Source organism: Nostoc sp. (assembly GCF_036917755.1).
In the GTDB taxonomy this organism is placed as follows: Bacteria; Cyanobacteriota; Cyanobacteriia; order Cyanobacteriales; family Nostocaceae; genus Nostoc.
On the sequence record NZ_JBALFC010000064.1, the window covers coordinates 24,911 to 44,637 of the forward strand.

Below are 19,727 nucleotides of genomic sequence, written 5' to 3' on the forward strand. Positions count from 1 at the left end.
TTACCTGGAGCCATTGAGACAATCTTTATGCCAGCAACATCTTTTTATGCAGATGCCCCCTACAACACCAAAAAGTCCCGCCAGGCTTTGAATTCCGATCTCACTGTTGATGAGAGTGAGTTATCGGCAGATGACCTACAGGAGCTGGAGATGGCTTCTGTTGACCACGCTAACTTTGCTGCTAACAATAACCGTCGTAGTACAGACCTAGTACGTTTATATCTTCAGGAAATTGGTCGAGTTCGCTTGTTAGGGCGGGATGAAGAGGTTTCAGAAGCTCAAAAAGTCCAACGCTACTTGCGGATGCGGATAGTGCTTGCTAACGCCGCCAAGCAAGGGGATGAAGTGATTACGCCCTATCTTCGGTTAGTTGAAGTTCAAGAACGTCTTACTTCCGAACTCGGACATCGCCCGTCTTTGGAAAGATGGGCTACCACTGCTGACATAGTTTTATCGGATCTCAGACCGACTTTGGCAAATGGCAAACGTCGCTGGGCTGAAATTGGCAAGTTGACAGTAGAAGAGTTGGAGCAAGTTCAGTCCCAAGGACTCCAAGCAAAAGAACACATGATTAAGGCTAATCTTCGCCTAGTTGTGTCTGTTGCTAAGAAGTATCAAAATCGCGGTTTGGAATTGTTGGATTTAGTCCAAGAAGGCACACTCGGTTTGGAGCGGGCTGTAGAAAAATTTGACCCTACTAAGGGTTATCGCTTTAGTACCTATGCTTACTGGTGGATTCGTCAGGGAATTACACGAGCGATCGCTACTTCTAGTCGGACGATCCGCCTACCGGTTCATATTACCGAAAAGTTAAACAAAATCAAAAAGGCCCAACGCAAAATTGCTCAAGAAAAAGGTCGCACCCCGACTCTAGAAGATTTAGCAACTGAGTTAGAGATGACACCGACCCAAGTACGAGAAGTTTTGTTGCGGGTGCCTCGCTCCGTTTCTTTGGAAACCAAAGTAGGCAAGGATAAAGACACTGAGTTAGGCGAATTACTCGAAACTGACTGTGTAACCCCAGAAGAGATGTTAATGCGAGAATCTTTACAAAGAGATTTGCATCATCTTTTGTCAGATTTGACTAGCCGGGAGCGCGATGTAATTTTGATGCGGTTTGGTTTGGCAGATGGCCATCCTTATTCTTTAGCAGAAATTGGCCGCGCGCTCGACTTATCGCGGGAACGAGTTCGGCAAATTGAATCCAAGGCTTTGCAAAAGCTACGTCAACCCAAGCGACGCAATCTCATCCGCGACTATTTGGAGTCTCTAAGTTAGTCATTTGTCATTAGTCATTTGTCATTAAAAAACTGCACTTGACAAATGACTAGGGACAAAGGGCTGATTTTATCCTGATGTTAAAACCCTCCCAGAAGCTTGTAGCAAATAATTTGCATTTAATTGCACAAGAGTTCCCCTAGACCTTTACTCAAATATCTTGAAGCTGGGGATCAACTAAGCAATTCAAAATTCACTCATTCAAAATTCAAAGTCAAGGGATGCAATCGTTATAAGTATCCTAACTATTAGCTGTATGCAAATTAAATGCACTACAGCTTATTAGTTGAATTTTGCTCAAGATTTGAGCAATTGTTCTTAAATATTTAGTAACAATTCTCAATAGGCAATGATTGTTGCAAATTGCTCCCAAGATTTGTTATATTCTCAATTAACGAGCTTTGTTGAGAAATATTAGTATGACTGTCTACACAACTACTTCACTTAAGGCAGAACTTAACGAACGAGGCTGGCGTTTAACTCCCCAGCGCGAAACAATTCTACACATTTTTCAAGAACTTCCGCAAGGTCAACATCTGAGTGCGGAGGATCTTTATCATCGGCTAGAAACTGATGGTGAAGGGATCAGTCTGTCAACTATTTATCGAACTTTGAAGTTGATGGCAAGGATGGGAATTTTAAGGGAATTAGAACTGGGCGAGGGACATAAGCATTATGAGATCAACCAGCCCTATCCCCATCATCACCATCACCTAATTTGTGTTAGATGCAACTCAACCATTGAGTTTAAAAACGACTCAATTTTAAAAATTGGGTCGAAAACGGCTCAAAAAGAAGGTTTTCACCTGCTTGACTGTCAAATGACCATTCATGCAGTGTGTCCCAAGTGCCAACGGGCGCTGATGCCGCTTTAGCATTTGGGTGGATAACAAAACGAAACTACTCAAATTAACCAAATAAGTGGAATTTTGAGCAGTTCGTAATTTGCTGTTACTGGAGGCAAGCAAGCAGTTGGGGATTGATACTAACAACACCAAAGCGGATGTTAAAAGCGTCCGCTCTTAAGATCCTTGAGACTGATGCCGTAAAATTCCTGGGCTTGTTTAATTGCTTTTTTGGTGTCATCTGCCATCACACCGTTCAGCTTGCCTTTATAAAAACCTCGCTCCCGTAGTCGCGTTTGGATTTCTAGGGTATTAAATTCGCTTTTGCTAGCAGTATTAACTGAGCTATATAACTTAGCTCGCGTAGTTGGGCCAGCAACACCACTTGCTGTCAAGAAATTAGCTGCCTGAAATCTCCGTACAGCATCGGCAGTATAGGGGCCATAGTAGCCATTTGGCTCTCCCTCTAAATATCCTGCCTGGATCAATTGTTCTTGAACAATTCTAACTGGCTCACCGCGATCGCCTACACGGAGTTTATCTCGATTAACTATCTTTTTGGGAGCATCTTCTCCATCACCGATGCCAACTCCCGGCAATTTACGCGCTGTTGCTGGGCCAACAATTCCATCAACGCTTAATTTGTAAGAATCTTGGAACCGCTTGACAGATTCTTCGGTAATTGGGCCAAATATCCCTGTGGCGTTTCCGTAATAAAAGCCTGCGATTCTTAAGCGTTCTTGCAAAACTCTGACATCTTCACCTTCATCTCCCTTAGCAAGGTAGTTGGAATTGCGGCGCTTGCTTGCTGAACTAGCTGAACTAGTAGTGCTGGGCTTTTTGGCTTGTCCGCTTACAGCAGTAGTTTTTTTAGCTTGTGTAGCCGTAGTTGTGGGCTTTTTCGCTTGCCAATTTTCTAATTTTTGCAGAGTGCTTGCTCTAACAATGCCGTCTACTGGTAAACCAGCGGACTTTTGGAAGCGCCGCACAGATTCTTCTGTGGATACGTCATATACTTTGGTGACTGGAGCTTGATAAAAGCCTGCTTGTTTCAACTGTTGTTGGAGATTTCTGACAGAAGGGCCTTGATCGCCTTTTTCCAGTGCCATAACGCTGCTGACGGCGCTAAGAATGGATAAAGACAGAGCAAGGGGCATCATATACTTCCAAGCCCTACCAGAAAGCCGTTTCCAGTCTGGTGCAGCTGCGTCCTTAAACAAAGAACTGAGGGAGACCAATTCACTGGGTGTACTGTCTTCGTAGGCGAAAGCTAGGTGCAAATACGCAAGATTTTCCATATTTGTTTCCTACACCATTGATTTTTCTTCGATAACTGCTTCAGCTTGATGTACTAGGTTCCTCAAAGCTTCTAGTGTTCCGATATTTACATCCTCCCACAAATTGCGCTTGTGTGCTTCTAATAATCTTTCAGCAATATCACGCAGAGCATAAGGGTTCTTTTCCTGAATAAATTCCGAGACAACTGGATCGAGTAAATAAGCCTCTACTATGCCTTGATACATATAATCTTCGACACATTTAGCTGTTGCATCGTATGCGAATAGATAATCTACTGTCGCTGCCATTTCAAAGGCACCTTTGTAACCGTGGCGCATGACTCCGGCAATCCACTTGGGATTAACTACGCGAGAACGATATACCCGTGCAATTTCTTCTTTCAGTTGGCGAACGCGTGGTTGGGCGGGTATGGAATTATCACCAAAATAAGTTTGGGGATTTTTCCCCTGTAGAGAACGCACCGCAGCAGTTAAACCACCCTGAAATTGGTAATAATCATCAGAATCGAGTAGGTCATGTTCACGGTTATCTTGATTGTGCAGGACAACTTGCATTTTCGCCAACCGTTGCTCGAAGGCTTCGGTATTGGGGAGTGGGGAGTGGGGAGTGGGGAGTGGGGATGAGGGGGATGAGGGGGATGAGGGGGATGTTACTGTTGCTTCCCTTGCTCCCTCATCTCCCCCTGCGCCGCTTCCTGATGAGTAGGCGTAAGAACTCCAGTTAATGTAGGCGCGAGCTAAATCTTGGTCGTCTGTCCAGTTTTGCGATTCAATTAAACCTTGGAGTCCGGTGCCGTAAGCACCTGGACGAGAACCAAAGATGCGATAACGCGATCGCACCCATGCTGCTTGTAAACTTAATCCTTGTTTTGTCCACAAATCAGTCTCTTGGCGAACTGCATCGGCAAGGGGGTTTTGTTCTGGCGGTTCATCCAAGTCTGCTACTGCTGATACTGCTTGAGCGAATAAATCAATTAAGTTGGGAAAAGCATCTCGGAAAAATCCCGAAATTCGCAAGGTGACATCTACACGGGGACGCCCCAAAATCGCTAGGGGCAAAATTTCAAAATCCACTACTCGCCGTGCTGCACCATCCCATACAGGTTGGACTCCAAGTAAAGCCAAGGCTTCAGCAATATCATCACCGCCTGTTCTCATGGTGGCAGTTCCCCACATTGATAAACCTAGTGTTTTGGGATACTCACCATGCTCTTGAGTGTAATATTCTACGAGGGTTTCAGCAGCTTTTCTACCGATATCCCAAGCTGTTTCTGTGGGAATGGCGCGAATATCGACAGAATAAAAGTTTCTCCCTGTTGGTAGAACTTCCGGGCGGCCACGCGTGGGTGCGCCTGCGGGGGCGCTTGGGACGTAACCGCCATCGAGTCCGTGTAATAGGTGGGTGATTTCTTGGTGGGTTTGTTGTAAAGCTGGAAGCAGGCGATCGCATATCCAGGTAGAGACGCGATTCATCGCGTCTGTGCTGGGGGGAGAGACGCGATCAATCGCGTCTGTACAAGAGTTTTGATGTATTAGTTGTTCTACTAAAAGGGCGGCGTGTTCTTCTAGGACTTCGACAATATCACCGAGGGTACGGCATTCTGTGCCATTGACTACTGACCATTCACCACTAGGCATTGACAAATCTGCTGTGAGGGGATCGAAGTCTAGTCCCCAATCTTGAGCTATGGCACGGGTAATACCTGAAGAATAGCGATTGGGTATCCGAGCGATCGCTACTATTAAATCTCGTAGCTGGCGTCCTTGGGGACATTGCCCAAAAATGTGCAAGCCATCGCGGATTTGAGCTTCTTTCAATTCACAAAGATAGCCACCGATAGAATTCAAAATTAAAGATTCAGAATTAAAAATTTCGGTTTCATTTTGGATTCCTAAATCTAGATGGAGATTTTCTTTGATCACCAGTTCGTGGATGCGATCGCGAATCACTGGCAAACGCGAAGGATCTAAACTGTCCGCTTCATAATACTCATCAATTAAATTTTCTAATTGTTGCAAAGAACCGTAGAGTTCCGCACGAGTCATCGGCGGCGTGAGATGATCTATAATCACCGCTTGAGCGCGACGTTTGGCTTGGGAACCTTCACCAGGGTCATTCACAATAAACGGGTACAGGTGGGGAAGGGCGCCGAAAGCCACTTCTGGATAACAATTACTCGATAAAGCCACACTTTTACCGGGTAGCCATTCGAGATTTCCGTGTTTTCCCACATGAACTACAGCATCAGCACCAAAACATTCCCTAACCCAATAGTAGAAAGCTAAATAAGCATGGGTTGGTTCTAAATCCGGTGCATGATAATTCAAACTGGGGTCATTATCATAACCCCTTGGTGGCTGAATTCCCACGAAGACATTGCCGAGTTGAATTCCAGAAACGGGCATTGGGCATTGGGCATTGGGCATTGGGTTATTCCCCTTGTTCCCCTTGTTTCCCTCGTCTCCCTCATCTCCCTTCTTCCCATGCCCTATGCCCCATGCCCCATGCCCTATTCCCCACCTTTCACTAATACCTTGCTGGACTGCTGGCGGTAAAGAAGCAAAATACTCTTGATACTCTTCCCAACAAACACTTTGGTGTACCGGAAGCCATTCTTGACCTTCTGAATCATTGGTGACGCCAGCTGTCAGCCGTTGAATCAACTCATCTCCTTGAGTTGGTGGATTTTCTACTTGATAACCAGCTTGATGTAAAGCTTGCAGGATTTCTACACAGCTAGCTGGGGTGTCGAGTCCCACACCATTGGCAAGGCGGCCATTTCGGTTGGGGTAGTTTGCCAGAATTAGGGCAATTCGCCGTTCTTGAGGTGGTTTGGAACGTAGACGCGCCCAATTTGCTGCTAGTTTAGCAACGAACTCAATGCGATCGCTCACTGGTTCATAAATTACTACATCTGTCTCTAGATGAGGATTACGAGTTTGCACTTCTTTAAAAGACACAGCACGAGTAATAATCCGCCCATCTACTTCTGGTAGCGCCACATTCATCCCAATATCGCGGGGAGAAAGCCCTTGAAACTGTGACTCCCACTGCTCAATTGACCCGCCACTGAGGATCACCTGCAACACAGGCACATCTAATTTTTGCCACAGGTCGGTTTGGGGTGTTTCGGTTTCCAAGCGTGCTAGAGAAAAACTAGTGGTATTCAGCAGCACAGTTATTGATTCAGCTTCTTTGGGTTGGAAAAATTCACTCAACTCAATTTGAACATCGGGTTCACGCAACGAGGAAACAAACACTGGCACTGGTTGTAAGTTTTTCTGTACCAAAGCTTCGCATAAAGCATCAATTACCTTAGTGTTACCCGCTAAATAATGGGCGCGGTAGAAAAGAATACCGACTTTGGGCATTGGGCATTGGGCATTGGGCATTGGGCATTGGAAGCCTTGAGGTTCTGAGGTGGATGAACGGAGTTCTGAGGTGGATGAATCCAGTTCTGAGGTGGATGAACGGAGTTCCGAGGTGGATGAATCCAGTTCCGATGTGGATGAACAAGATTCTAACTCTCCCTCATCCCCCTCATCTCCCTCATCCCCCTCATCCCCAATTTCCACTCCCCATTCCCCACTCCCCACTCCCCATTCATACAATCCCACACGCGGAATCGGCCGGGGTGGCGCGGGATTGTATGCAGTTGACAAGCAAGTGTCGGCGATAAATTGCAGAGCATTAACAAAATTTTCCACGCCGCCTTCGCTAAAATACTGCCATATCTGGTTAACAATACCCAAAGAAACGGTAGACAGGGAAATTAAATCGGGATCAAAAGCGTCGTCCCCTGGCATGATAATGAGAGTTTTACCATTACGTTGCACAATTTCCTGCACTACTTCTAAGCCATAACCCCAGTAGGAACGTCCTCCTAACAGGCGCAAAATAATTACTTGGGCAAGTTCCAAAACTTGCTCTCCATAAGTATCTATGCTTAATTGCTGCTGCAACTGCAACAGGTTGGCGACTCTTAATCCAGGAAAGCTTGCAGGTAATTTTGTCACCGCAGTCGCCAAAGTTTGAATGTCAGTATCAGCAGCCGTAATCAACACGAAAGGCGCTGGAGTTTGTTCTAGAAAAATTAAACCCTCTGATTGATTCCATCCACCCGATGTGCTACTTATACGATGCATAATTCTGTCTTACCGTTTTAAACTGTTGGTTGGGAATTTCCAAAAAATAAATTATCCAAATAAACGAACCACTCCAGACGCAGAGAACACAGAGAGAGGAGAAATAGAGAGGATTTTTGCGTCCGTTTTGGGATATTTTTTTATTTGGAAATCCTTTAGTACACAATCAAATGTTATTAGAATATCTACTAACTCAGCCAAACCAAGAGATAATAGCACCTCCAAGCTCAACTGCGCTGAGTCCAGAGTGATGATTTAGCTAACCAAAGCACTGAATTGAGTATTCTGACTTCTGATTTCTGTTTATTTTGAGGCTAGGCTAATTAGGATTTTTTCAAAAAGTTTCAACGCGTACTCTTTTCCATTGTCTCTAGTGAAAATGCTAAAATTGGGGTGAGAATTGATTTCAATTAACCAATATTGGTTATCTCGATCTAATACGATATCTAAACCACCATAATCAAGGTCTAATTCTTCAAAAACTGGTTTAGCAAAATTAGCAATCTCTGACAATATTTGTGGATTGTTGATATACTTTGCTTTTGCACCATTCCAGTGCAGAGGACTGAGATTACCCTCAAATTTTGCATCAGTTATATCTTTTTCATAGAGCAAAACTAACTCTTTATTTAAGAAAACCGCTCTATATTCAGATTTTATGTGAATAAATTCTTGAGCGAGAGCGACATAATCATACTTTTTAAAATTGATATTAAAAATCTCTTTTAAAGCAGTTTCAATTTCATCTTGATTCTGGCATAAAAATACATTATGTCCGCTCGAACCAGAATTCCTTTTCACAATCACTGGTGTTTCAAAATTTTCTTTTATTTCTAATACGATATCTTGAATAGTTGGAAATTTTAAGTAAATCTTATATTGGATATCACAAAAAGGGGAAAGAAAACCTACTGTCCGAGGAAGTTTAACTTTTTCTTTTAAAATATGGTAAGTATATTCTTTGTCTCTTATCAGGTGTGCTACTGCTTGATTAATTAACGGAGTGCTAAAGTTACAAAAATAATGTGGTTTACTATTCAGTTTTATTTTGACTAAGTTTTCAGCAGGATGAATAATCTCATAGCTGATGTTTAAGTTTTCACAAGCTTGGAGCAATAGCGAAATGTTGTCCAACATAAATGCTTAAAGTTAAACTTCCTAAGAAACTTTTTAGATGAATTATTACGGGAGTATCTCAATAAGTGTAAAAAGCCTTGTAAAACCTCACCCCAACCCTCTCCTTACCAAGGACAGGGAGCAAGAATCTTGTTTCTCGTCTGGTATATTTGCTTTCACTGAGATGCTCCCAATTATTACAAAACTGAATTACGAATTATTTTAACTTGCCGTTTGCCGTTTAAAAATCACAATCTCAGTACCAACAACCGGGTTACGCGCTATCAGCCTATTTCGGGAGTCAATAATTTCTAAATGGGTAAAATCAAGTTCTTGAGAGCGTTGTAATATCTCCGCAGCTAGTTTGTCCTGCTGAGATTCTTTGAGAGTGTACCAATCATCATTAATTTTGACAGTTAGATTACTCGTGCGGAAGTTAGCTTGAATTGACTTTATCAGACCAGAGGCAATGCGATCGCTAATTTCAGCTACCTGATTTTCAATCGCTGCAATCAAGGCTTGTTCTGGTGTCAATTCTATGATTGGTGTCGGCGTTGGCGTGGGAATTGCTTCAGGTTCCGGCGTTGGTGGCGTAGTTTGTACTTCAGGTTCCGGCGTAATTTCCTCTGGTGGCTGTGGTTCTGGTACGACTGACTCCGGTGGAGTAGTTATAGTTGGTGTCGGTGCAGGAACCTCTTGAACTGGGGGAACTGTTGCTATTTCAGTAGGTTTACCAGTAAAGACAGTTGCAGTTGTCCAAACGAGAATGACAGCAATTCCAGCAACAATTCCCGTCAAAGCTGTATCTGATAACTTTGTTGACAAATTTGATGGTATAAACAAGCGGATTGTCCTTAACAATCCACCCCATCGCAACTGAAGCTGCTGGAAAAAACTGGGTGTTTCCTCACTACCCGGTGGGGGTGCTGTCTCCAGTCTCTCCACCGTTACTTCTAAAACCCCAATCGTCCCTTGAAGAAGTTGGATAATTTTAGCCTTCCAAAATGGCTGAACTCTCTTGTAAGGTTTTTGGGGAGGTTGAGTTACCTGCTCATCCGTCGGTTTTGATTGATTGTCTTGTGACATGGAACTTTCACCAAAAGCAGCGAATCAAAGACAAACAACGTACATTATTACTGGTGCTGCCTCTTTTGCCTTAATGTATCACTTCATTGCACATTGTTTCCGCTAACCTGACTATTTATTAAATTTGGTAAATTATGAACCTGAAACGCCGTCAATTTTTAATTAGCCTCAGCGCCTTTGGTACAGGATTTTTAGGCTGGATGTTAGCTCATCGAAATCATCAAAGTGCTGATATTACTAATTCAACAACAGCTATAGCCGCCAACCCAGCCAAAAAAGACTTGTTATTACGTTTTGTGTCTGTGGCTGATACGGGGACTGGCGCTAAAGGACAGTATGCTGTGGCTGGAGCAATGAATGCTTATCACAAGCGAAATCCTTATGATTTAGTCGTTTTAGCTGGAGACAACATTTATAATAACGGCGAAATTGAAAAAATCGGCGAAGTTTTTGAGCGTCCCTATCAAGCTTTGCTAAAGCTTGGTGTGAAATTTCAGGCTTGTTTAGGTAATCACGATATTCGTACCGAAAATGGTGATCCCCAAGTTAAATATGCTGGCTTTAATATGAAGGGACGTTACTATACATTTAAACGTAATCAAGTACAATTTTTCGCTTTAGATACTAACAGTAATGCTGATTGGGAAAACCAGGTATCTTGGTTACAAAAAGAATTAAGTCTTAGTAATGCTCCTTGGAAAGTGGTGTTTGGACATCATCCGATTTATTCATCGGGTGAGTATGGGACTAATCCAGATTTTATTAAAACTTTTACTCCTCTATTTCAAAAATACGGCGTTCAACTTTACATCAATGGCCACGAACATAATTATGAACGCACTCGTGCTATTGATGGTACAACTTATTTAATTTGTGGCGCAGGTGCTGGCCATCGTCCTGTAGGACGTTCTGAGTGGACAGAGTATTCTACCAGTGATTTAAGTTTTGCTTCTTATGAGGTGTATAAAGATAGAATAGAAATAAGTGCGATCGCTACTGATAATCGCGTTTTTGATAAAGGCATTATTCAATTAAAATCACCTTAGTTACATGACTCAGCAAGAACTTCCTTCTGCGATCGCCAATATTATAGAATCATCTCAAACACCAAAAGCTCTATTTTCTGCACTGTTGCCAGCTGTAGGCGAATTTTTGCAGTCTGATAGATGTTTTTTATACTTGCACAATCCACAGGCAAACCTTGGTAGAGTTGCCTTTTGTTGGGTTCGCACTCCAGATATACCTACCGTCTACAATGAAGACTGGGCAGCACAACCCCCAACTTTAGTAGAAGAAGATCCGATGTTTGCGGCTGCGCTACGTGCTGAACCTTCAATCTTTGTCGAAGATGTAGAAACTGCTGATTCTCAGGTTTTAAATCGGGAATTTGAACAGAATAATTTTGGACATCGCGCCCTTATTCATGCCCATATCCGCCAGGATGGCCAACTCTGGGGAATTTTACAACCCTGCATTTTTGGTCATCCCAGAATTTGGACTGAATATGAACGAGTGGTGATTAATAATCTTGTCGAAAAAATCACACCTTTTGTAGTTTCTTATGTCAAGTCCGCTTTTGATTAGGTGTTTTTTGTAATCGATTTATTAGCTGTAGAGTAAATTACGTTCAGCGTTGTTAAAACTATGAAAGTCAAGCGTCTGAAAATGCAATCCTTCCGTGGAATCGGCCATTTGACGTTGGAGTTCGATGAAACAAGTCCAACGGTACTTATTGGTATCAACGGCGTGGGTAAATCGAGTATTCTTGATTGTCTGGCTATTTTTCTATCACAGTTCACAGCATATATTCAAAATTCTTCGGATTATATACGTTTTTTTAATAATAAAGACATTAGTAATGGCTATGAGGAAACACACAATGAAATTACATTTTTAATAGAAAATTCCCAGGAAATAGTTTTAAATATAACGAAAATTAATTCAGGTGATATTCAAGAATCTCTGACAAGACAGAGAGAGCTTTTTCAGTTTAGCCTTTTGCTCCAGGAAAAATTTCGTATGCAACAAATATCAAATAGTGAATATCAGAGATTGCAACCAATATTAAACTCTATATCAACAATTCTTGATCCCGAAATCTCTGCTCCTCTTAGTTTGGATAATGATAAACCTGCTACTCTTTCTAGTCTTCAATACACGAAAGGTTTGCAAGCTGTGGTTGATGCTCTACGTCATCAGTTAGAAAACAGTTCTGAAGCCAACATTCCTTTAGTAATTTACTACCCTGTTAATCGTGCTGTTCTTGATATGCCTTTAGAGATTTCAGAGGTAAGTTCATTTAAGCAAGTGGATGCATATAATCAGGCACTTATAGGAGGAAGAATTGACTTCAAAATCTTTTTTGAATGGTTTAGAAATCGAGAAGATTTAGAAAATGAGAAGCGAAGAGATAACCCGGATTATAGAGATAAACAATTAGAAGCAGTCAGACAAGCTATCTCATCATTAATACCGGAATTTTCAAACTTGCAGGTTAAGCGTTCACCCCTGCGAATGACTGTGCGAAAACAAGGTGAAGAAGTCATAGTTAATCAGCTATCTGATGGTGAGAAATGCTTGCTGGCAATGGTGGGAGATTTAGCAAGACGATTAGCGATCGCTAACCCTAGTTTACCAGATCCCCTCCAAGGTAGTGGTGTTGTTTTAATTGATGAAATTGAACTACATCTACACCCAAAATGGCAACGAGAAATTATTCCAGCGTTGACAAGAACATTCCCCAATTGTCAATTTATTGTCACCACACATTCGCCTCAAATACTTAGCCAAGTCAAGCCGGAAGGAATTTATATTCTAGAAAAAACAGACGAAGGTGTTGTTGCTAAAAGACCAGAAAGTTCCTTTGGGAGAGACAGCAATCGTATCTTAGAAGACCTCATGGGTGTTCCAGAACGTCCGCAGGAAATTAAGGAAAGTCTTTTAGAACTTTTTCGACTAATTGATGCTGGAAATATTGAAGGTGCTAGGCAATTACGTCAACAATTGGCTAATGAAATTGGAGCAGATGAGCCAGAGTTTGTCAAAGCGGATGTACTCATTCGGCGCAAGGAAATTCTCAACCGATGAAGCACATCAAAAAGAGTCAGGAACCAGAAAAATTTACCAAATGGAAGGCTCTAGAAAATGATGATTGGAAGCCTAGCTGGGATGATAATTTTCAAACACCAGAAAAACCTGTTGTACATGATGCTCTACTGAAAGAACAGGGATATATCTGTTGCTATTGTGGAATGCGTATCACTAGAAAAACTAGCCACATAGAACACCTCAAACCTCGTAGTACTTATCCCAATCTGGCACTTGAGTACACAAATCTCATCGCTTCATGTCAAGGAGAAAGTGAAGAACCTCCTACTGTTCCCGTGCATTGCGGACATAAGAAAAAGTATTGGTACGATGAAAATTTGATGGTTTCACCTTTGGAAATAAACTGTGCTGATTTTTTTAAATATCCTGCTTCTGGTGAGATTCAACCGACAGATAATCCAGGTAAAAAAGCTGTTGCTGAAACAACAATTAAGAAGCTTGCACTTGACATTGACAAACTGCAAAATATGCGTAGAGTAGCAATTGATGCTGCATTGCTGGCTATTGAAGGTTTGACTGAAATAGAAATACAACTGCTTGCTGAAGGTTATCAGCAGCTAGATGCTAATGGGCAATACACTCCGTTTTGCGCTGCAATTACCTATTTACTCAAGAATTATTTTTGATTCAATAAACTGTGCGCGTAGGCGTAGCCCGTCGTAGACATCGCATTCACATTATACTAAATAACATTAGTTTAATTATCACCAAAAAAGCTTATGATTCTTGAGGCAGTTATTCTTCATATCAAACCAGGGCTAGAATCTGATTTTGAAGCTTCTTTTAAAAAAGCTTCTAGTCTTATTTCCTCAATCAAGGGATATTTATCTCATGAACTGCATAAATGCATAGAAGTCAAAGGTAAATATTTATTACTTGTTAAATGGGAAAATTTAGAAGCTCATACTGTTGTATTTAGAGGCTCTGCTGAGTTTCAAGAGTGGAAAAAACTTCTGCATCATTTTTATGATCCATCTCCCATTGTTGAACACTTTGAAGAAATTGAAATATGAAAAACAAAATCCCCGACTTCTTTAAGAAGTCGGGGATTTGTGGCTGTATCACTCTACTCGTTGCAACTGCGCTACTCTTGGGTCAACAATTTTTTGCCCCAAACTGGCAAATTTAATTGCCACAGACATTTTACTACCCGTTCCGAAAACATGAGTGATTTCACCAAGTCCGAAAGTTTTATGTAATACTCGATCGCCTACTTGCCAATTGTGCTTTGTGTCTTGTTTCCCACTAGAAGTAGAGGCACTTTTAGTATAAGTTTGACGACTCAGGCGTTGAGTATTTATTAATTCATCTGGTAATTCGTCGAGAAATTGCGATCGCATGGCGGCTTCACGAGAACCATACAAACGACGTTCCCGTGCGTGTGATAAAAATAACCTTTCTTGGGCGCGAGTAATCCCCACATAACACAAGCGGCGTTCTTCTTCCAAAGATGCGGGATCACTCAGCGAACGATAGCCGGGAAATAGCCCTTGTTCTAATCCCACCAAAAACACTACGGGAAATTCCAAACCTTTGGAAGCGTGCAAAGTCATCAAAGAAACGGCTGTCTGTCCTTCTTTTAAGTTATCCAAATCGGAACTGAGGGCGGCGCTACTTAGAAAATCTCGGAGGGAAACCTCTTCGTTTTCTTCTTGAAATTGCAGTGCGGCGTTGTAAAGTTCCTGGACGTTTTGTACCCGATCTGTGGCTTCATCTGTGCCTTGATTCATCAAGTCTTGAACGTAACCAGAGTCTTCTATTATTCCTTGCAAAACCTCAGTTACGGGAACTGTAGCGATTTGTTTTTGCCAACGGCTAATCATTTCGGCAAAGCTATTTACAGCTTTTGTCGCCCGTCCAGCTAGTGTATTAACTGATGTCTCATCACTGAGTATTTCCCACAAAGTTGTCCCTAATTGCTGGGAAGCATTCACCAAAGTGTCAATAGTGGTTTTGCCAATTCCCCGCCGAGGAGTATTGATGACTCGCAATAAACTGACTGTATCAGCTGGGTTAGCGATCGCTCTTAAATATGCGACGACATCTTTAATTTCTTTGCGATCGTAAAACTTCATTCCTCCCACAACTGTGTAAGGAATTTGATATTTCACCAACAATTCTTCAAAGGGGCGAGATTGGGCGTTTGTGCGATAAAGTATGGCAAAACTACCCCAGTTCAACTCTGGATTTTGGTTTTCTAAAGTGCGAATCTGATTAATTACAAATGCCGCTTCTGCAAGTTCTTCATCGGCTTTGTGACAAGTAATCTGCTCACCCGGACCCCGCGTCGGTTTGAGGACTTTATCAATCCGTTGGGTGTTATTTTCAATCAGTTCATTAGCCGCTTGCAGAATATTTTCACAAGAACGATAGTTTTCTTCTAGCTTAACCATCGTCCGGGTGTCATCATCTACCAAACCATCACCAAAGTCTTCCTGAAATCCCAGCAAGATGGTGAAATCTGCCATCCGAAAACTGTAAATGGATTGATCTGCATCGCCGACAACAAAAACTGAGCGATTTTGCCATTGCCATTCGCTCTTTCTGGTTTCGCCATTAGTAACCAATAAATGAATAAGTTGATACTGAGTGCGGTTAGTATCCTGATATTCATCAACAAGGATATGGTGAAACTTGCGATGCCAGTAACCCAATACTTGCTCATTTTGTTGAAATAATCTAGTAGGTACAAGAATTAGATCATCAAAGTCGAGAGCGTTGTTTTGTGCTAACTTATCTTGATATAAATTGTAGACTTGAGCAATTATTCGTCCGCGATAATTGGGTTGTTCTTGCTCAAATTCTTGAGGTGATAAACCTTGGTTTTTAGCATTACTAATAGCATAGCGGACAGAGCGAGCGTCAAACTTCTTATCGTCTAAATTTAGCTGTTTATTAACGATTTCTTTGATTAGAGTTATAACATCTGATTCATCAAAGATAGAAAAATTTCGATTCCAACGGCGTCCTTTTTCGTCTACGTATTTTTCAATATCAAAACGGAGAATGCGAGAAAATAGACTGTGGAAAGTGCCACACCATAAGTCTTTGATCGTATTTTTGTAAACTTGCGATCGCAATTGCATTTGTTGATATTCTGTCAACAAATCCCACTTCTGACCATGTTGTTTTATAGCCAGTTGTTCCGCAAACAGCCGTTGAATCCGTTCTTTCATTTCCCGCGCGGCTTTGTTGGTAAAAGTAACCGCCAGGATGTTTTCTGGATTAACGCGGTGTTTCAGAATCAGATTTGCAATGCGATAAGTCAGCGCTCGTGTTTTACCGGAACCTGCGCCAGCAACAACTAGCAACGGGCCGCAGTAATGTTCGACAGCTTGACGTTGGCTAGGGTTAAGGTGACTGAGAAAGTCGAGGGTTGTAGTCATGGATGTGAAAAAGCGATCGCCTGAGAGAGTCGCTATTGCCCAGGTTACAACATCTTAACGAAACTTGGTCAATAAAGATTGTGTAGCAATATTCTTAACCAGAATGGTACTCTATCATGATTTATGTAGAAGCAAGAAAAACCTATGCTGTCAGTCAAAGGCACATTCCAAAACGGTGTGGTTCATCCTAACGAACCAATTGAAGGGCATGAGGGGCAGTCAGTTATAATCGTGTTTGTCGAAGAAAACCGCATACCTGGGCCAGCAACGCCAGAAGACTCAGATTGGGATAAACTGAGGCAGTTGATTAAAAACTGTGCAGTTGATACAGATATAGGCGATTTAGCACACCAGCATCACCATTAGACATCTCCAAAAATTAATTATTCGTTGCCTGAAACCCTTGTAGATAAGTAGTAGTGCTACGTCTCTACAATCATCACAGATGTCTTCTATACAACAGCACGTATTTTGGCGCTACTAATGCCACGAGGTGATGTAATAGCATCGACAGGTTCAATTACCTCAGCTAAGGCATCTAGTTGTTCTCCAAGATAATCAGAATTTTGCAAGATTTCTGGATTGACAAAATCATGTCTGAGCAGAGCATAAACACAAACCCTACCATCTGGGGATTGCCGATATCGCAAAGACGGGTTGTAGCCCATATCTTCCAATAACTTCAGGGTTTGTGCAAGAGTCATATTTTGCACAGCAGTCAGTTCTACTGCTAAAAATACTTCTCCAGGTTTCGGAATGACTGGAAGCTCAAGCGTCATAAATCTCTCCCTCAAATTGGCATTCGTAACGTTTTCCTTTACCTACTTTCTTGGGTTGACCAATTAACTTCACGAGTGCTTTCCCTTCCACAGTCGCTTCTTGTGCTTTTATTTGACATTTTTGCATAGCTTCTGCTTCAGTGTCAGCCCAAACATAATCAGTCCAGATTTCCTTTGGTTTTTCCGGGTCTTCCAGCATTTTATCAGTTTAAACTGTTCTAGCTCCGTTTTGCACTCGGCTGCTCCGGCTCATGTCCCGACAATACGTTAACTTTTCTACGTAGAAAAGTTAGCCGCTAGTTATTCCTGCGCGTTGTGTCGTAAAATCAGCGACGGGGAATCAAACATCAAAACATGGTGGGCAAACTCTCACTTGTTCTGTTGTCAACAGAGCTTACAGCTATTTTCAGTTAATTGAACCACAAATTTTCGTAGGGATACAGCAATGTTCCCTAGCCCGTGGTTTATTTGCTTGAAAAACGCTGTAATACCTAACTGAGAGTATAGTCACCAATCGGACTATTCACTCCTTGAGTACCCAATTGACATTGGGTAGCAATACACGATACATCATCATTGAACCGTTAAATTTTTAAAGATGAAAAATTTCTTTAATTGCAGGTTTCACCAGTATAAAGAGGGGTGGATATGGATTTTAGCTTAATTGTATCCAACATTTTGAATCCGCCAATCCTGTTTTTCTTTTTAGGCATGACTGCCGTTTTTGTCAAGTCTGATCTGGAAATTCCCCCACCAGTACCCAAACTCCTTTCGTTGTATCTGCTGTTTGCCATTGGTTTTAAAGGAGGGGTAGAACTAATCAAAAGCGGACTGAATCAGGAAGTAATTCTCACGCTCCTGGCAGCAATGTTGATGGCTTGTTTTGTTCCAATTTACACCTTTTTTATCCTGAAGTTGAAATTGGATACTTACGATGCTGCGGCGATCGCAGCAACCTACGGTTCTATCAGTGCCGTTACTTTCATCACTGCTGGCGCTTTTCTGAGTGAGCTTGGGATTCAGTATGATGGCTACATGGTAGCAGCTCTTGCACTGATGGAATCTCCAGCGATCATTGTTGGTCTGATCTTGGTGAGTATATTCACAATTAATGAGAAGCGAGAGTTTGCTTGGTCGGAAGTTTTGCAAGAAGCATTTCTTAATAGTTCAGTTTTTCTACTAGTCGGTAGCCTCTTAATCGGCGTCTTGACAGGACAACGTGGTTGGCACGTATTAGAACCCTTTGCTCAAGGGTTGTTTTATGGCATTCTCACCTTCTTTTTGCTGGATATGGGACTAGTCGCTGCTAGAAGAATTAAAGACTTGCAAAAAACCGGAGTTTTCCTGATTTTATTTGCGATACTAATTCCAATACTCAATGCAGGCATTGGGTTGGTGATTGCCAAATTCATCGGTATGCCTCAAGGAAATTCGCTGTTATTCGCTGTATTGTGTGCTAGTGCTTCTTACATTGCTGTCCCAGCTGCGATGCGGATGACTGTTCCCGAAGCAAATCCCAGCCTGTATGTTTCTACCGCTCTAGCAGTGACATTCCCGTTCAATATTATTGTGGGAATTCCGTTATATCTCTACGGAATTAACCTATTTTGGAGGTAATAATATGCACGTAGTTAAAAAGATAGAAATTATCGCCAACTCCTTTGAGCTTGCCAAAATTTTAGATAGTTTAGACAAGTCTGGTGTACATAGCCATGCCGTAATTAGAAATGTTGTTGGTAAAGGATTACGAGGAACGACAGAAGATTTAGACATGACCATGCTTGATAATGTTTATGTCCTCGCGTTTTGTATGCCAGAACAACTCAAGCGTGTTGTCGAAAATATCAGACCACTCCTGAATAAGTTCGGAGGTAGTTGCTACGTTTCCGATGTGATGGAAATTCGCTCTGTCAGATGTGTCGCGTCTCTGTAAAAAATTGTAAATTTAATGAAGCATTTCATGGAACGTCGTGACTTTTTGAAGTTAGGAATGACCGGGGCATTTGGGATGATGCTAACTGCCAGCGATCTACTCTGGCAGGTTAAACAGGCTAAAGCTGCCGAAATACCCTCAAACTCCCCTGAATCCCTCAATCCCGATGCAGCGTTGCAAAAGCTGATGGAGGGGAATCAGCGATTTGTTGCTCATCAACCCCAATACCCCGATCAAACTGCGCTGCGGTTGCAGGAAGTTGCTCAAGCTCAACATCCATTTGCAACTATTCTCAGTTGTGCGGATTCACGAGTACCCGCAGAAATTGTTTTTGATCAAGGCATTGGGGACATCTTTGATGTTCGGATTGCCGGAAATATTGCCACCCATGAAGCGATCGGCAGTATTGAATATGCGGTTGTCTTGTTAGGTTCTCCACTGCTGATGGTGATGGGTCATGAGCGTTGTGGGGCTGTAACCGCAGCTGTCCAAAATGAATCGTTACTCGGTGATATTAGTACTTTTGTTAAGGCAATTAAGCCAGCCCTGAAAAAGGTCAAGAATCAGCCGGGTGATGCGGTTGAAAATGCTGTAGTTGCAAATGTGCAATATCAAATTGAACGGTTGAAGCACTCAAAGCTTTTAACTGAGCAGGTGCGATCGGGTAAATTGAAAATTGTCGGGGGTCGTTACGATTTGGATACAGGGAGGGTGAATATTATTACTTAGTTCGGCAAAGAATTGCTAGATGA

At 42.2% G+C, this 19,727-nt stretch carries 18 protein-coding genes; 11 read left to right on the plus strand and 7 right to left on the minus strand.

All coding sequences use genetic code 11. From position 1 onward, the window contains the following. Positions 1-27 precede the first annotated feature (27 nt). Both sigC and V7L05_RS15565 read left to right on the plus strand, forming a co-directional pair. Positions 28-1,278 carry an RNA polymerase sigma factor SigC gene (sigC, locus tag V7L05_RS15560; RefSeq protein WP_335165244.1) on the plus strand — a complete coding sequence of 417 codons (1,251 nt, stop codon included), beginning with the start codon at positions 28-30 and terminating at the stop codon, positions 1,276-1,278. A gap of 419 nt (positions 1,279-1,697) precedes the next feature. After that, complete coding sequence (locus tag V7L05_RS15565; RefSeq protein WP_334951739.1) at positions 1,698-2,153, plus strand: Fur family transcriptional regulator; 456 nt, start codon at positions 1,698-1,700, stop codon at positions 2,151-2,153. A 131-nt stretch (positions 2,154-2,284) separates the two neighbouring features. Here the strand turns inward: V7L05_RS15565 and V7L05_RS15570 are convergent, their stop codons facing one another. From V7L05_RS15570 to V7L05_RS15585, 4 genes are all read right to left on the minus strand, one after another. Continuing rightward, positions 2,285-3,421 (minus strand): peptidoglycan-binding domain-containing protein, encoded by a 1,137-nt coding sequence (locus tag V7L05_RS15570; RefSeq protein ID WP_335165246.1) that lies wholly within the window; start codon positions 3,419-3,421, stop codon positions 2,285-2,287. Between the two features lie 9 nt (positions 3,422-3,430). Then, positions 3,431-7,567 carry a cobaltochelatase subunit CobN gene (gene cobN / locus V7L05_RS15575; protein ID WP_335165248.1) on the minus strand — a complete coding sequence of 1,379 codons (4,137 nt, stop codon included), beginning with the start codon at positions 7,565-7,567 and terminating at the stop codon, positions 3,431-3,433. A gap of 303 nt (positions 7,568-7,870) precedes the next feature. After that, positions 7,871-8,704 (minus strand): ATP-grasp domain-containing protein, encoded by an 834-nt coding sequence (locus tag V7L05_RS15580; protein ID WP_335165250.1) that lies wholly within the window; start codon positions 8,702-8,704, stop codon positions 7,871-7,873. Between the two features lie 201 nt (positions 8,705-8,905). After that, positions 8,906-9,769 (minus strand): hypothetical protein, encoded by an 864-nt coding sequence (locus tag V7L05_RS15585; RefSeq protein ID WP_335165252.1) that lies wholly within the window; start codon positions 9,767-9,769, stop codon positions 8,906-8,908. Positions 9,770-9,903: 134 nt separating this feature from the next. Here V7L05_RS15585 and V7L05_RS15590 point away from each other — a divergent pair, with 134 nt between their 5' ends. From V7L05_RS15590 to V7L05_RS15610, 5 genes are all read left to right on the plus strand, one after another. Further along, complete coding sequence (locus tag V7L05_RS15590; RefSeq protein ID WP_335165254.1) at positions 9,904-10,815, plus strand: metallophosphoesterase family protein; 912 nt, start codon at positions 9,904-9,906, stop codon at positions 10,813-10,815. A 4-nt stretch (positions 10,816-10,819) separates the two neighbouring features. Beyond that, on the plus strand, positions 10,820-11,353 hold the full coding sequence (locus tag V7L05_RS15595; protein WP_335165256.1) for a GAF domain-containing protein: 534 nt from the start codon (positions 10,820-10,822) through the stop codon (positions 11,351-11,353). Between the two features lie 60 nt (positions 11,354-11,413). Continuing rightward, positions 11,414-12,856 (plus strand): AAA family ATPase, encoded by a 1,443-nt coding sequence (locus V7L05_RS15600; RefSeq protein ID WP_335165258.1) that lies wholly within the window; start codon positions 11,414-11,416, stop codon positions 12,854-12,856. Further along, positions 12,853-13,503, plus strand: a complete 651-nt coding sequence (locus V7L05_RS15605) for a retron system putative HNH endonuclease (RefSeq protein WP_335165260.1) — start codon at positions 12,853-12,855, stop codon at positions 13,501-13,503. Before V7L05_RS15600 ends, V7L05_RS15605 begins: the two co-directional genes overlap by 4 nt. Before the next feature lie 93 nt (positions 13,504-13,596). Beyond that, positions 13,597-13,890 carry an antibiotic biosynthesis monooxygenase family protein gene (locus V7L05_RS15610; RefSeq protein ID WP_335165261.1) on the plus strand — a complete coding sequence of 98 codons (294 nt, stop codon included), beginning with the start codon at positions 13,597-13,599 and terminating at the stop codon, positions 13,888-13,890. A 48-nt stretch (positions 13,891-13,938) separates the two neighbouring features. Here V7L05_RS15610 and pcrA read toward each other — a convergent pair whose 3' ends face one another. Continuing rightward, on the minus strand, positions 13,939-16,263 hold the full coding sequence (gene pcrA / locus V7L05_RS15615) for a DNA helicase PcrA (RefSeq protein ID WP_335165262.1): 2,325 nt from the start codon (positions 16,261-16,263) through the stop codon (positions 13,939-13,941). A gap of 144 nt (positions 16,264-16,407) precedes the next feature. Here pcrA and V7L05_RS15620 point away from each other — a divergent pair, with 144 nt between their 5' ends. Then, complete coding sequence (locus V7L05_RS15620; RefSeq protein ID WP_335165263.1) at positions 16,408-16,629, plus strand: hypothetical protein; 222 nt, start codon at positions 16,408-16,410, stop codon at positions 16,627-16,629. An 86-nt stretch (positions 16,630-16,715) separates the two neighbouring features. On the opposite strand, the gene V7L05_RS15625 is transcribed toward V7L05_RS15620, so the two are convergent. Next, positions 16,716-17,042 carry an acyl carrier protein gene (locus tag V7L05_RS15625; protein WP_335165264.1) on the minus strand — a complete coding sequence of 109 codons (327 nt, stop codon included), beginning with the start codon at positions 17,040-17,042 and terminating at the stop codon, positions 16,716-16,718. Further along, positions 17,032-17,241, minus strand: coding sequence for a hypothetical protein (locus V7L05_RS15630; protein ID WP_335165265.1), 210 nt, complete (start codon positions 17,239-17,241; stop codon positions 17,032-17,034). Before V7L05_RS15630 ends, V7L05_RS15625 begins: the two co-directional genes overlap by 11 nt. Before the next feature lie 449 nt (positions 17,242-17,690). Here V7L05_RS15630 and V7L05_RS15635 point away from each other — a divergent pair, with 449 nt between their 5' ends. From V7L05_RS15635 to V7L05_RS15645, 3 genes are read left to right on the plus strand one after another with little or no spacing between them, the layout of a single operon-like run. Then, the gene (locus tag V7L05_RS15635) at positions 17,691-18,659 is read left to right on the plus strand and encodes a sodium-dependent bicarbonate transport family permease (RefSeq protein ID WP_335165267.1); all 969 of its coding nucleotides are present in this window, start codon (positions 17,691-17,693) and stop codon (positions 18,657-18,659) included. Positions 18,660-18,663: 4 nt separating this feature from the next. Then, entirely contained in the window at positions 18,664-18,975 is a 312-nt protein-coding gene (locus tag V7L05_RS15640; RefSeq protein WP_335165268.1) for a P-II family nitrogen regulator, read from the plus strand. Positions 18,976-19,002: 27 nt separating this feature from the next. Continuing rightward, the gene (locus tag V7L05_RS15645; protein WP_335165289.1) at positions 19,003-19,704 is read left to right on the plus strand and encodes a carbonic anhydrase; all 702 of its coding nucleotides are present in this window, start codon (positions 19,003-19,005) and stop codon (positions 19,702-19,704) included. Positions 19,705-19,727: the final 23 nt, after the last annotated feature.

What these genes read in the sequence shown, in the direction of transcription:
- V7L05_RS15605 (WP_335165260.1), top strand. Translation starts at nt 12,853, where the DNA reads ATGAAGCACATCAAAAAGAGTCAGGAACCAGAAAAATTTACCAAATGG.
- V7L05_RS15580 (WP_335165250.1), bottom strand. Translation starts at nt 8,704, where the DNA reads ATGTTGGACAACATTTCGCTATTGCTCCAAGCTTGTGAAAACTTAAAC.
- V7L05_RS15610 (WP_335165261.1), top strand. Translation starts at nt 13,597, where the DNA reads ATGATTCTTGAGGCAGTTATTCTTCATATCAAACCAGGGCTAGAATCT.
- cobN (WP_335165248.1), bottom strand. Translation starts at nt 7,567, where the DNA reads ATGCATCGTATAAGTAGCACATCGGGTGGATGGAATCAATCAGAGGGT.
- V7L05_RS15565 (WP_334951739.1), top strand. Translation starts at nt 1,698, where the DNA reads ATGACTGTCTACACAACTACTTCACTTAAGGCAGAACTTAACGAACGA.
- sigC (WP_335165244.1), top strand. Translation starts at nt 28, where the DNA reads ATGCCAGCAACATCTTTTTATGCAGATGCCCCCTACAACACCAAAAAG.
- V7L05_RS15630 (WP_335165265.1), bottom strand. Translation starts at nt 17,241, where the DNA reads ATGCTGGAAGACCCGGAAAAACCAAAGGAAATCTGGACTGATTATGTT.
- V7L05_RS15570 (WP_335165246.1), bottom strand. Translation starts at nt 3,421, where the DNA reads ATGGAAAATCTTGCGTATTTGCACCTAGCTTTCGCCTACGAAGACAGT.
- V7L05_RS15645 (WP_335165289.1), top strand. Translation starts at nt 19,003, where the DNA reads ATGGAACGTCGTGACTTTTTGAAGTTAGGAATGACCGGGGCATTTGGG.
- V7L05_RS15620 (WP_335165263.1), top strand. Translation starts at nt 16,408, where the DNA reads ATGCTGTCAGTCAAAGGCACATTCCAAAACGGTGTGGTTCATCCTAAC.
- V7L05_RS15595 (WP_335165256.1), top strand. Translation starts at nt 10,820, where the DNA reads ATGACTCAGCAAGAACTTCCTTCTGCGATCGCCAATATTATAGAATCA.
- V7L05_RS15590 (WP_335165254.1), top strand. Translation starts at nt 9,904, where the DNA reads ATGAACCTGAAACGCCGTCAATTTTTAATTAGCCTCAGCGCCTTTGGT.
- V7L05_RS15625 (WP_335165264.1), bottom strand. Translation starts at nt 17,042, where the DNA reads ATGACGCTTGAGCTTCCAGTCATTCCGAAACCTGGAGAAGTATTTTTA.
- V7L05_RS15585 (WP_335165252.1), bottom strand. Translation starts at nt 9,769, where the DNA reads ATGTCACAAGACAATCAATCAAAACCGACGGATGAGCAGGTAACTCAA.
- pcrA (WP_335165262.1), bottom strand. Translation starts at nt 16,263, where the DNA reads ATGACTACAACCCTCGACTTTCTCAGTCACCTTAACCCTAGCCAACGT.
- V7L05_RS15600 (WP_335165258.1), top strand. Translation starts at nt 11,414, where the DNA reads ATGAAAGTCAAGCGTCTGAAAATGCAATCCTTCCGTGGAATCGGCCAT.
- V7L05_RS15635 (WP_335165267.1), top strand. Translation starts at nt 17,691, where the DNA reads ATGGATTTTAGCTTAATTGTATCCAACATTTTGAATCCGCCAATCCTG.
- V7L05_RS15640 (WP_335165268.1), top strand. Translation starts at nt 18,664, where the DNA reads ATGCACGTAGTTAAAAAGATAGAAATTATCGCCAACTCCTTTGAGCTT.